The following is a 10,980-nucleotide window of genomic DNA, read 5'->3' as shown; positions in this document are numbered from 1 at the left end:
TAGAGCTTGTCAATACAAGCTTTATGCTGAAATATTGTTTTTAAGGAACGACTATATAGCTTGGCATACTACTTGCATGCATCATTATTATAATTTATAACATCAGTAAGTATTATTTTTATATACGCTAGATAGTATTGAAAATTAACTAAAGACAAATAGAATATGAAAAGTTTTGGTAAGAAAGCGTGGTTACTTCCGCAACCTGTGCTTATAATTGGTACATATGATGAGAATGGTAATCCTAACGCCATGAATGCAGCTTGGGGTGGCCAATGGGATAACCATAAAATTATGATTTCAATGGGAAAACATCAAACCTCCGATAATTTGAACCTTAAAGGGGAGTTTACTGTGGCTTTTGCTACTGTAGAAACAATGGTTGCTGCTGACTATGTCGGCATTGTAAGTCAAAAGAAAGACCCTGACAAGATGGCTAAATCAGGTTTGAATGTAATAGCTTCTGAAAATGTAGATGCACCAGTATTTACTGATTTTCCAATGACAATGGAGTGCAGAATTATAGAAAAAGCAGAAAGAATCCGATACAGGTTGCTATATTATTGCAGAAATTGTGAATATTCTATGTGATGAAAACTATCTCGCAAAAGATGGAAAACCTGATATTGAAAAAATGAACCTCATAACCTTCAACCCTATTCAAATGGGTTATAATCTGTTAGGTAAACGAGTGGGCAATGCTTTTTCAGATGGTAAGGCCTTGAAATAAGGAAGATAAGAGTTATGAAAAGATAGAACGATACATTCTAAATTCGAAGATATAAAATAAACTTGAATAATTATGTTAGAACATATTGCAGATTTCACAGCATGGCCAATACTGACAGGAGTTCTTATAGGCTATATTGCAAATCGTATCATGAGTGGTGAAGGCAAAGGCTGTTGCATGAACTTAATAATAGGTATTATTGGAAGTTACGCAGGAACTGCTATCAGTCATTTGCTTAATATAGAATTGTTTGGTAAAGGTTATCTCACAAATTTTGTGTTCTGTGTCCTTGGTGCAGTGGCAGTATTATGGCTTTGGAAGAAACTCTTTGATTAGTATGATAACTATTGATACAAATAATATTTGTTCGCATTTGCAGCAGAAGCTATTTGACGAACATGGTGTTTACCATAATATTTGGACGGCTATTCAAGACGATGACAATTTGACAGCTGTTATTCGTTCTCGTCAATTACATATTTACCGCAACGGAAAGAAGGTTTTAGTACTTGCAGGTAAGGCAAAAGCAAAGATAATAAGAGATGATAAACTTTGCGAAATGATTCCTAACACTATGTTAAGATGAAGCTAACGTATATTTTTCATAGTGGTTTTGCCATTGAAACAGAAACTTCTGTGCTCATTTTTGATTACTGGAGAGACCCGGCTAGGGTTGTTTCAAAGCTTCTTTCCACCTCAAAACCAGTCTATGTGTTTGCTAGTCATTTCCATGAAGATCACTTTACAAGGGAAATATTGACATGGCCCAGTACATATCCAACACTTTCGATTACTTATATCCTTTCTAAAGATATTTTAAAACGTAGAAGGGCAGTTAAAGAAGATGCTGATGTATGGTTGGCAAAAGGTGGAGAATGGCATGATAACAACGTTAAAGTTTATGCAACAGGTAGCAATGATAGCGGTGTTTCATGGATTGTGGAATCTGATGGTAATTGTATCTTTCATGCAGGCGACCTTAATAACTGGTATGAACGATTTCTTACAGAAGACTATAAGGGTGGTACAATCTTCAGTGAGGAGTTTGGAGATGTTAATCCGATGCAAGATGAGAAGCGATTTCTTGGCGAGTTGAAAGATATTAAAAAGATATCTGACACTTTTGATGTAGTGATGTTTCCGATTGATGGTAGAATTGGAAACGGATATACACGCGGTGCTCGACAATTCATAAAACGATTTAATGTAGGTTTGTTTATTCCCATGCACTTTGTAGTTAGTGGATTTGAGAGTGCATGGCGTATGAAAGAATTCACTGATGAATGTAATATTCCTTTTTGGTCAATAGCAAATGAAGGAGATGTGATTGAATTATGATAGAAACATCATATAGTTCGGAAATAAAGAGATAGAATATAAACCCAGTAGATTTACGCCTTCTGAATCAGTAGCTGATATCTCCTCAGTTTAATACTCCGAAAGAATTACTGAACTATATGTGTGCAATGCAAGCACAAGACTATCGTATGATGAGTTGGGCTGTTGCAATGCGTACAACAAATCCATCAGGAAAGATGTTTAAAAAAGCTTTTGATGATGGAGAAATCATCCGTCTTCATTTAATGCGTGGCATATGGCAGATAGTTTCGTCAGGTGGACTATTGGTGACTGTTAGAACAATGTGCACCAAAAGCTATTAGTGTTATTAAAGGTTGGATGAATAGTAATAAGGTCGTAATTTACTATGAAGAAGCTTTGAGTGTGCGTGAAATTATTGCTCTAACAGCTTCTGATAAGGGTAGTCTAACTAAGGATTACATTGTTAAAGCGTTATTAGATAAGGTTTTTTATTTGATTACGAACGTTTAAGTTATCATATTCGTATGGCAGGATTGACAGGTACATCTGTAACGGGAACCTATTGCCAATCAAAACTACGTATGCATTAACTGCTAATAAAGTGAAACCTGTTTCCTCAATAAACTGAGATGAAGCGTTGATACGCATAGCTAAAATGTATTTTAGGAGTCGTCAACCAGCTACATTAGGAGATTTCGTATGGTGGTCGGGATTGTCGTAAAGGTATTGAATTGTTAGACAATTATATTTATAAATAAGAAATGATATAGAGTTTTAATTCACAGATGATGGTAGGTTTCATGGGTTTCGTAAAGGCAACTATCTATTGATTCCGCCTTATGATGAATACCTTGTCAGCTATAAAGGTCAAGATATAGTCTTGTCTCTTAAATATATGCAAAAGGCTTATAATAATGGAATTTTCCAACCAATTATAGCTCACGACGTAATTGTATGTGGAAAGTGGACTCCCTACGAAGACAATTTAAACCCATCATTCTTCTTAGGAGAACATAATAGTAGTATAATGAAAGAGTGGGAGGTTTATAAAAAGTATCTTTTTTCTTATTAAAAATAGATGCAATATTTTCATTGATACCATCATCTTCATTATCAGTTTATTATATTTATCTCTAGTTATGTTGTAAAAGTTGATACTATAGCAATATAAAAACAGCTTTTATTAAACATTTAAATAATGAATTTCATTTCTTGATAGAAGAACCTTAATAACAAAAGCGAAGTTTTTTGTATGTATAAAGCTCAAATTAAGAAAATTGTTTCTAAACCTTTAACCATAGTAGAGTTGTTTTTTTTCTTTTATAGATTTGTTTATTTCCTTTTTTTATTTTACTTTTGTATATCTCTAATAGTGAAAAGGAAATGACACAGCAAGAAGATATTCAAAAGGCCGTTGAGGTAATGAGAAAAGGTGGTGTGATACTTTACCCCACCGATACAGTTTGGGGGATAGGATGCGATGCTACCAATCCAGAAGCTGTATCAAAGGTTTATAAAATAAAACGTCGTGATGATTCAAAAGCGTTAGTATGTCTTGTTGATTCTGATGTGCGGTTGCAGCGATATGTACGCAATGTTCCTGATGTCGCATGGCAGCTTATAGATGCTGTAGTAAAGCCAACGACCTTAATACTAGATGAAGCTGTGAATCTTGCGGATAATCTTATCGCTGAAGATGGTTCTATTGGAATAAGAATCACAAATGAACCTTTCTCTAAGGAATTATGTTATCGTTTCCAAAAAGCAATAGTAAGTACGTCAGCAAATATTAGTGGAGAACCAGCTGCGCAGAATTATCGCGATATTTCTGAAGAAATATTGTCAGCTGTAGATTATGTTTGTTTTTCTCGCCGTCAAGAGCATAAGCCACACCAGCCTTCTACTATAATAAAGATAGAAACGACTGGAGAAATAAATATAATCAGAAAGTAATTCCCTCATATACCTTATATATAATGTATCAGTAAAGAGGAACAAGTCTGAAAAATGACCAACGAAAATAATAGCAATATAATCAGTCGTATAGACGATTGGCGTAAAAACAATATTTCTGACCGCCAATTTGTATTAGTACTTGCATTCATTGTAGGCTTTCTTGCTGCGGTGGCAGCATACGTCCTTCATATTATTATTAGAGAAATAGAAGAACTTATTACATCAGGATTTAAAATGACCACTATCAATTGGTTGTATCTTTTATATCCAGTTATAGGTATTTGGCTCACCAGCTTATTCGTCAAATACGTTGTTCGTGATCAAATTTCACATGGAATCACACGTGTATTATATGCAATTTCTACGAAACGTTCTAAATTAAAAGCACATAATACGTGGACTTCCATTGTAGCATCAGCTATTACAATTGGTTTTGGTGGATCGGTAGGAGCAGAGGCTCCTATTGTATTGACGGGATCTGCCATAGGAAGTAACCTTGGGAGGCTTTTCAACATGGATCGTCGAACATTGATGTTATTGGTTGGTTGTGGTGCTACTGCAGCTGTTTCGGGCATTTTCAAAGCACCGATAGCAGGTTTAGTATTCACTTTGGAAATTCTTATGGTGGATCTAACTATGGCGTCACTATTACCTATCTTGATAGCTTCTGTTACTGCAACTTGCTTTTCCTACTTCTTTACTGGAGGTGAACCTATGTATAACTTCAAAATAGACTATCTTTGGAGTCTTAGTAAAGTTCCTCCAACTATATTATTAGGCATCGTTTGTGGCTTTCTTTCACTTTATTTTATGCGCGTAATGTCTTGGTGTGAAGATAGATACGCAAGTCTTTCCAATCGTCCTTACCTTAATTTATTAGCAGGTGGTTTAGTTTTATCATCGCTTATCTTTGTTTTTCCTTCTCTTTATGGTGAAGGTTATAACAGCTTGCGTCTCTTTATAGAAGGAAATGGTGAAGCCGATTGGAATAAAGTATTGCGAGGTTCTATGTTTGCAGGACAAGCAAAGTTCTTGTTATTATATGTAGGGATCGTAGCTTTAACTAAAGTTTTTGCAACTAGCGCAACCAATGGAGCTGGCGGATGTGGTGGAACGTTTGCACCATCGTTATTTATAGGTGGATTTGGAGGCTTCTTCTTTGCACGTTTTTGGAATGTTCAACAGATAGGAGAGTACATTCCAGAAAAGAATTTTACCCTTTATGGTATGGCTGCAGTTATGGCTGCAGTTATGCATGCACCGCTAACAGGTGTATTCTTAATAGCTGAACTCACTGGCGGCTACCATCTTTTTATTCCACTAATTATTGTTACCATTAGTTCTTATCTAACCATAAATATCTTTGAACAACACAGTATATATGCAGTTCGATTAGCTCGACAAGGAAAACTATTAACTCATCATACTGATAAGGCAGTAATGACAATGATGAATATGCAAAATATTGTCGACCGCGACTATACATCAGTAAATCCAAACATGGAGATGGGAAAACTTGTGCATGCTATTAGTTCGAGCCGCAATGATTATATCCCTGTTCTAAATGATGGAGGCATATTGTTAGGAGAGATTGACATAACAAAACTTAGACACATAATTTTCCGCACAGAATTATATCATCGTTTTTCTGTAGAGCAACTTATGACCCTTCCACCAGGAACTATTGGTGTTAACGACCAGATGGAGAGCGTTATGAAAGTGTTTGAAAAAACAGGTGCACAGGTTCTTCCTGTAATAGAGCTAGACGGAAGACTAGTTGGGTATATTTCGCGTGCACGACTTTATAATATGTATAGACAGTTGGTTGCAGACTTCAGCGAAGAGTAATTGCTCAGAATCTTCACAATATTAAAATTAAATGACAGTATGAATAAGAAGGATATAAGAATCGTTTTTATGGGAACACCAGAGTTTGCTGTTGAGTCTTTGAAAGCTTTGGTAGAAAATAATTATAATGTTGTCGGAGTGGTCACACAACCCGATAAGCCTATAGGACGGCATCAAGAGTCACTACAAGCGCCAGCTGTAAAAGTATATGCGCAGTCAGTAGGTTTGCCTGTTTTGCAACCTGTAAAGATGAAAGATGCTGAGTTTATAAATCAATTACAAGCTTTAAAAGCAGATTTACAAGTAGTTGTTGCTTTTCGATTGCTTCCAGAAGTAGTATGGTCTATGCCTCGTTTGGGAACATTTAATGTTCATGCAGCTTTGTTACCACAATATCGTGGTGCAGCACCTATAAACTGGGCTGTAATAAATGGCGAAACAGAAACTGGAGTAACAACCTTCTTTCTCGATAAAGATATTGATACTGGCAGAATTATTGGACGGAAACATTTTTCTATTCCTGAAAATGCAAATGTAGAGTATGTTTATGATGGATTGATGCGATTAGGAGCAGATTTAGCAATTGAAACGATAGATCTTTTATGCGAAAAGATTGCAAATAATTTTGATGATACTCAGATATTATCTGTGATGAACGAAATAACTGAACCGCAACAAAATTCTGAAGACTTACACCATGCGCCAAAGATATTTAAAGAAACTTGCGAAATAGATTGGTATCAGGAAGCAAGTGTTATTTATAATTTTGTACGTGGTCTTTCACCTTATCCTGGTGCTTGGTCAAAAATTGTTCCATTTGATAATTTTGCAACTTCAACTACTGATATGGTTTTGAAGATATTTGAAGCTGTAAAAACTGAGAAAGCTGCTAATGGTGAACCAGGAACATTTGTAATAGAAAATAAGAAAGTATACGTGAATACAAACGATTTTCTATTAGAATTGAGAGAGTTACAACTCTCAGGAAAAAAGCGTATGGATAGTAGCTCTTTTTTAAATGGCTTTAAACAAATTGTAGAGTATAAATTGAATAGAAAATAATAGCCAAAATGTAATTATTATTCTATGAAAAATAGAATCTTAATAAAATCTTTTTAGTACTTTTGCATTATTATAAGTGATAACAAAATAATTATTTGACAGACTACTAAAATATGAAGCTTATAAATAAGATTTTCGAGTGGTATCTCACAAAGAATGCACTGCCATATTGGGTTGTGTTAGCCATTGATATACTCATTTGCTATTTGTCAGGCGTGCTTGTTTTTTGGTTCTATTATCATGGAGCCATTGAGTTTTCTAACCTGTCTCTTATTACAACTACCATATTCGTTGATATGGTTTTCGTTCTAATTGGTTTCCGTGTTTTTAAGACTTATTCTGGTATAATACGCTACTCCTCTTTTGTAGATCTTCAGCGCGTATGCCTTGCTATGCTTTTGTCGTTGGCAATAGCAGAAGTAATGCACTACATAATGTATTTCTGGCAATTTATAAGGTTCATGCGTCTTCAAGGTCGTCAAATTGCTGTTATGTATCTTGTGGCTACTATAGGAATGGTAATTTTCCGAGTGTTAGTAAAAGCAATTTACGATGTATATTTAAATCCCAATAGAAAAGTTCGAACACTTATATATGGTATTCAAGAAGGTGGAATAGGAATTGCTAATAATATATGCAACGATAGAAATACTAATTTCTTGTTGAAGGGTTTTATTTCTCATGATGATTTGTATTCTGGAAATACGTTAATGGGTGAAAAGATATACACGATTGATAGTCAGTTAGAAGAGGCCATCGAAAATCTGAATATTAAAGCTGTGCTTGTTTCGCCTATTCAAGTAAATAAGTTCCGTGCTGATACAAGACTACAAGATATGCTCATCAATGCAAATGTGAAGATTTATCTTACTGAACATACAAAAGAATGGACTGGTGAAGATGATTTGACACATGTACAATTTAAGGAAATAAACATTGAAGATTTATTGCCACGCGATGAAATAGCTGTAGATATGGATGCTATCGGTAACTTGCTAAATGATAAATGTATTATGATTACAGGTTCAGCAGGCTCAATAGGTTCAGAGATTGTACGTCAGATTTCTATTTATAAGCCAGGTAAACTTATTCTTATAGACCAGGCGGAAACTCCCCAACATGATATTAGATTGATGATGAGCTTTGAGTATCCTAATATAAAAGTTGACACCATTGTTGCGAATATAACAAATTTTGATAGAATGGAATCTATCTTTAAGCAGTATAGACCAGAATATGTTTTCCATGCTGCTGCATATAAACATGTTCCGATGATGGAAAATAATCCTTCTGAAAGTATCCAAAACAATGTTTGGGGTACAAAGGTAATTGCCGACTTAAGTGTTAAGTATGGCGTTAGAAAGTTTGTAATGGTATCAACTGACAAGGCAGTAAATCCAACAAATGTGATGGGTTGTTCAAAACGTATCTGTGAAATTTATTGTCAGAGTTTGAATAAAAAAATCAATCAAGATAAAACGAAAGAAGTTTCAACTCAGTTTGTAACTACTCGATTTGGTAATGTTCTTGGTTCTAATGGCTCTGTTATTCCATTGTTCGAGAAGCAAATAAAGAGTGGAGGCCCAGTTACTGTTACAGACCCTAACATTATTCGTTTCTTTATGTTGATTCCTGAAGCTTGTAAGTTAGTTTTAGAGGCTGGAACACACGGAAAGGGTGGTGAAATTTTTGTTTTTGATATGGGTAAACCTGTTAGAATAGCTGACCTAGCAAAGAGAATGATAAAACTTTCTGGTGCAGAAAATGTGAAGATTGAATATACAGGTCTGCGAGAGGGAGAAAAACTCTATGAAGAAGTATTAAGTACAACTGAAAATACCCTGCCAAGTTTCCACGAAAAAGTAAGAATAGCTCAAGTTAGAGAGTATGATTATGATGCTGTAAGCAAACAAATAGAAGAGCTTTTGCTGATAAGTCATACATATGATAATATGGAAATTGTAAAGGTAATGAAATCTATAGTACCTGAATATATTAGCAATAATAGTATTTATTCAGTATTAGATAAGTAATTGCATTATAAATATATTGTACCTCTATTTTCCTTTAAGTACGTCTATTCTCAATAAAATTATTGATGACGTTAAACTACTTAGTCATCCTTTAAAAACAATATTTCAGCATAAAGCTTATATTGACAAGCTCTATGCTGATTCTTTTTATAAGGTACAAAAGAACTCTCATAGCTCTTTTGAAGTTATATGCTGCGGCAGATAATAATACATTGATAGCATCTCCTTTCACACCTTTATAAAAGTTGCGAGATAATCGGTGGTCTGCTTTAAGATGTCCTATTGTTGGTTCTATACCTGCTCGTTTACAAAATAGTTTGTGTTTCTTTCTCTTTTGGTAGTAGCTGTCTTTAGCTTTAGGAGTGTCAGGGATGAGTATCTTTGTCTGCCCAATCTGCTTTATACCTCTATACCCTCTATCTCCTGCTAACTTATCAACCTTCCTTCCTGTCATCCTTTGGGTTTGTTCTAACGTCTTTAAAGGATGTTCGTCGCAATACTAAACGAAATTTCACTTCAGAACAAAAAGTTTTGATTGTAATGGAAGGAGTCCGTGGCGAACATAGTATTGTCAAGCTATGCCGTAAATATGGTATATCAGATAGCACTTACTACAAATGGAATAAGGATTTTATCGAGGCAGGCAAAGCTCGCCTTGATGGTGATACCATTCGTGAAGCAACCAATGACGAGGTAAAGGAACTTCGTCAGGAAAATATTCGTTTGAAAGAAACCCTTGCATCCTCAGACGCTGGGAAAGATAGAACGATATCACAGATCGATGAAAAATGTGATTAAGCTAAATCATTATTTTTGTCCCTCTGAATTGGAAAATGCTATCGATGGGTGGGTGAAATATTATAATGAGAGAAGGTTTCATGAATCGTTAGATAATCTTACACCCAAAGACGTATATTTAGGGCAAGGGGAGAAAATCAAAAAGATAAGAGAAATAATAAAGCAAAATTCAATCAACAAAAGAATTTTTGATAATAAAACAAGGAAATATCAGAGTAAATAACTACATTTGCAGTTGTGCACTTTTGTTTGACAACGTACATACACATCATGATTCCACGACAAACTCCATATGGAAGTAAATGGTCTGTACAAAACAAAAATGGAAAGAGAGTTGTAAATCCAAACTCTCGCTATGTTACCAAGAAAAATATTGATGATGCATATTGGAGTAATTGGGGAAATTATCGTAATAATAGAGCTGTAAATGTTTATGTTGGAAAAGATGGGGCTTTTTAATATCCTTTTTGCAACTACACTATGTACATTCGTGAGTTGCCAAACAAACAAATCTAGAAATTCTGTAGCACATTTAGATTCTTTAGTGTCCTATAATACAGAAACAAAAATTAATATGTATGAAGATATATGGAAAAAAGATAGTTGTGGATGTTTGAAAATGCGAACAGCCCAAATGGCAGATAGCATTATTACAAACAATAATCTCATTGGTAAAGACACCCTTGCATTTATAGCACACATGGGTAAATACAATAAAAAAGAAAATAATCAGGAAGGGTTCATTTTAATATATTACATTAAATCAACTTGTTTAGATGGTGCGATTGATGACAATGCCGACAAATCATGGATAAGGTTCTCTTTTACTAATGATGGTAAATTAAAAAATATACCTGAAGAGATTGTAATAGAATAATGAAGACTATTTATATATGAATGCTAGGGGAGGAAGGATAATAATATGACGTCATAAACAAAAGAGTAAAAAATGCGGCACGCAAACGGCAATCCACAATAGTGATAGAAAACAGAATGTATAACATTAAAACTGCAAGTCTATAGTAAACCACATATAGATTGTTTGAACTTACCCATACAAGGGTATGTCCCAACACCCTTATAAGGGTAACGGGCAATACCCTTATAAGGGTGTTCCTCATTACCCATATAAGGGTATTAAAAGCCGTAAGCAATAAACAGAAAAAAATAACGTTACATAGTCCTCCCTTAAAAACAATATTTCAGCATAAAGCTTGTATTGACAAGCTCTAT

Annotated in this window: 13 protein-coding genes and 3 pseudogenes; 14 read left to right on the top strand and 2 right to left on the bottom strand. The window is 34.7% G+C overall.

Annotation, left to right across the window (positions count from 1 at the left end):
* Positions 1 to 165: 165 nt before the first annotated feature.
* The 5 genes and pseudogenes from HXN26_RS10165 to HXN26_RS10145 all read left to right on the top strand — a co-directional run bounded on the left by HXN26_RS10165 (position 166) and on the right by HXN26_RS10145 (position 2,391).
* Positions 166 to 730 (top strand): annotated as a pseudogene (locus HXN26_RS10165) (flavin reductase family protein).
* A 72-nt stretch (positions 731 to 802) separates the two neighbouring features.
* On the top strand, positions 803 to 1,066 hold the full coding sequence (locus tag HXN26_RS10160; RefSeq protein ID WP_025001437.1) for a GlsB/YeaQ/YmgE family stress response membrane protein: 264 nt from the start codon (positions 803 to 805) through the stop codon (positions 1,064 to 1,066).
* 4 nt (positions 1,067 to 1,070) lie between these two features.
* On the top strand, positions 1,071 to 1,316 hold the full coding sequence (locus tag HXN26_RS10155; protein WP_025001436.1) for a hypothetical protein: 246 nt from the start codon (positions 1,071 to 1,073) through the stop codon (positions 1,314 to 1,316).
* On the top strand, positions 1,313 to 2,068 hold the full coding sequence (locus HXN26_RS10150) for an MBL fold metallo-hydrolase (protein ID WP_273161086.1): 756 nt from the start codon (positions 1,313 to 1,315) through the stop codon (positions 2,066 to 2,068). The genes HXN26_RS10155 and HXN26_RS10150 overlap by 4 nt, the downstream gene beginning before the upstream one ends.
* Before the next feature lie 119 nt (positions 2,069 to 2,187).
* Positions 2,188 to 2,391, top strand: coding sequence for a DNA glycosylase AlkZ-like family protein (locus HXN26_RS10145; protein ID WP_025001434.1), 204 nt, complete (start codon positions 2,188 to 2,190; stop codon positions 2,389 to 2,391).
* Between the two features lie 133 nt (positions 2,392 to 2,524).
* Here the strand turns inward: HXN26_RS10145 and HXN26_RS10140 are convergent, their stop codons facing one another.
* On the bottom strand, positions 2,525 to 2,698 hold the full coding sequence (locus HXN26_RS10140) for a hypothetical protein (protein WP_234397545.1): 174 nt from the start codon (positions 2,696 to 2,698) through the stop codon (positions 2,525 to 2,527).
* A gap of 247 nt (positions 2,699 to 2,945) precedes the next feature.
* Between HXN26_RS10140 and HXN26_RS10135 the strand changes: the two genes are divergently transcribed.
* The 5 genes from HXN26_RS10135 to HXN26_RS10115 all read left to right on the top strand — a co-directional run bounded on the left by HXN26_RS10135 (position 2,946) and on the right by HXN26_RS10115 (position 8,949).
* Positions 2,946 to 3,122 carry a hypothetical protein gene (locus HXN26_RS10135; RefSeq protein ID WP_273161085.1) on the top strand — a complete coding sequence of 59 codons (177 nt, stop codon included), beginning with the start codon at positions 2,946 to 2,948 and terminating at the stop codon, positions 3,120 to 3,122.
* A gap of 311 nt (positions 3,123 to 3,433) precedes the next feature.
* Positions 3,434 to 4,003 carry an L-threonylcarbamoyladenylate synthase gene (locus tag HXN26_RS10130; protein ID WP_025001432.1) on the top strand — a complete coding sequence of 190 codons (570 nt, stop codon included), beginning with the start codon at positions 3,434 to 3,436 and terminating at the stop codon, positions 4,001 to 4,003.
* A 54-nt stretch (positions 4,004 to 4,057) separates the two neighbouring features.
* Positions 4,058 to 5,854 carry a chloride channel protein gene (locus tag HXN26_RS10125; protein ID WP_273161084.1) on the top strand — a complete coding sequence of 599 codons (1,797 nt, stop codon included), beginning with the start codon at positions 4,058 to 4,060 and terminating at the stop codon, positions 5,852 to 5,854.
* Positions 5,855 to 5,893: 39 nt separating this feature from the next.
* Positions 5,894 to 6,916, top strand: coding sequence for a methionyl-tRNA formyltransferase (fmt, locus tag HXN26_RS10120; RefSeq protein WP_273161083.1), 1,023 nt, complete (start codon positions 5,894 to 5,896; stop codon positions 6,914 to 6,916).
* A 113-nt stretch (positions 6,917 to 7,029) separates the two neighbouring features.
* Entirely contained in the window at positions 7,030 to 8,949 is a 1,920-nt protein-coding gene (locus HXN26_RS10115; protein ID WP_273161082.1) for a polysaccharide biosynthesis protein, read from the top strand.
* A gap of 91 nt (positions 8,950 to 9,040) precedes the next feature.
* On the opposite strand, the pseudogene HXN26_RS10110 reads toward HXN26_RS10115, so the two are convergent.
* Positions 9,041 to 9,442 (bottom strand): annotated as a pseudogene (locus tag HXN26_RS10110) (transposase); the annotation flags it as partial.
* Here HXN26_RS10110 and HXN26_RS10105 point away from each other — a divergent pair.
* The 4 genes and pseudogenes from HXN26_RS10105 to HXN26_RS10090 all read left to right on the top strand — a co-directional run.
* A pseudogene (locus HXN26_RS10105) lies at positions 9,397 to 9,690 on the top strand (transposase); the annotation flags it as partial. The pseudogenes HXN26_RS10110 and HXN26_RS10105 overlap by 46 nt on opposite strands.
* A 40-nt stretch (positions 9,691 to 9,730) precedes the next feature.
* Positions 9,731 to 9,970 carry an integrase core domain-containing protein gene (locus HXN26_RS10100; RefSeq protein ID WP_273161081.1) on the top strand — a complete coding sequence of 80 codons (240 nt, stop codon included), beginning with the start codon at positions 9,731 to 9,733 and terminating at the stop codon, positions 9,968 to 9,970.
* 26 nt (positions 9,971 to 9,996) lie between these two features.
* Positions 9,997 to 10,206 (top strand): hypothetical protein, encoded by a 210-nt coding sequence (locus HXN26_RS10095; protein WP_273161080.1) that lies wholly within the window; start codon positions 9,997 to 9,999, stop codon positions 10,204 to 10,206.
* On the top strand, positions 10,181 to 10,624 hold the full coding sequence (locus tag HXN26_RS10090; protein ID WP_273161079.1) for a hypothetical protein: 444 nt from the start codon (positions 10,181 to 10,183) through the stop codon (positions 10,622 to 10,624). Before HXN26_RS10095 ends, HXN26_RS10090 begins: the two co-directional genes overlap by 26 nt.
* The last annotated feature ends 356 nt before the right edge of the window (positions 10,625 to 10,980 follow it).

It is taken from the genome of Prevotella aurantiaca (assembly GCF_015262605.1).
Classification (GTDB): domain Bacteria; phylum Bacteroidota; class Bacteroidia; order Bacteroidales; family Bacteroidaceae; genus Prevotella; species Prevotella aurantiaca.
Note: the sequence above shows the minus strand (reverse complement) of the source record. Positions and strands in the feature narration are given on the sequence as shown.

What these genes read in the sequence shown, in the direction of transcription:
- HXN26_RS10150 (WP_273161086.1), top strand. Translation starts at nt 1,313, where the DNA reads ATGAAGCTAACGTATATTTTTCATAGTGGTTTTGCCATTGAAACAGAA.
- HXN26_RS10140 (WP_234397545.1), bottom strand. Translation starts at nt 2,698, where the DNA reads ATGCGTATCAACGCTTCATCTCAGTTTATTGAGGAAACAGGTTTCACT.
- HXN26_RS10125 (WP_273161084.1), top strand. Translation starts at nt 4,058, where the DNA reads ATGACCAACGAAAATAATAGCAATATAATCAGTCGTATAGACGATTGG.
- fmt (WP_273161083.1), top strand. Translation starts at nt 5,894, where the DNA reads ATGAATAAGAAGGATATAAGAATCGTTTTTATGGGAACACCAGAGTTT.
- HXN26_RS10100 (WP_273161081.1), top strand. Translation starts at nt 9,731, where the DNA reads ATGAAAAATGTGATTAAGCTAAATCATTATTTTTGTCCCTCTGAATTG.
- HXN26_RS10115 (WP_273161082.1), top strand. Translation starts at nt 7,030, where the DNA reads ATGAAGCTTATAAATAAGATTTTCGAGTGGTATCTCACAAAGAATGCA.
- HXN26_RS10090 (WP_273161079.1), top strand. Translation starts at nt 10,181, where the DNA reads ATGTTGGAAAAGATGGGGCTTTTTAATATCCTTTTTGCAACTACACTA.
- HXN26_RS10130 (WP_025001432.1), top strand. Translation starts at nt 3,434, where the DNA reads ATGACACAGCAAGAAGATATTCAAAAGGCCGTTGAGGTAATGAGAAAA.
- HXN26_RS10145 (WP_025001434.1), top strand. Translation starts at nt 2,188, where the DNA reads ATGTGTGCAATGCAAGCACAAGACTATCGTATGATGAGTTGGGCTGTT.
- HXN26_RS10135 (WP_273161085.1), top strand. Translation starts at nt 2,946, where the DNA reads ATGCAAAAGGCTTATAATAATGGAATTTTCCAACCAATTATAGCTCAC.
- HXN26_RS10160 (WP_025001437.1), top strand. Translation starts at nt 803, where the DNA reads ATGTTAGAACATATTGCAGATTTCACAGCATGGCCAATACTGACAGGA.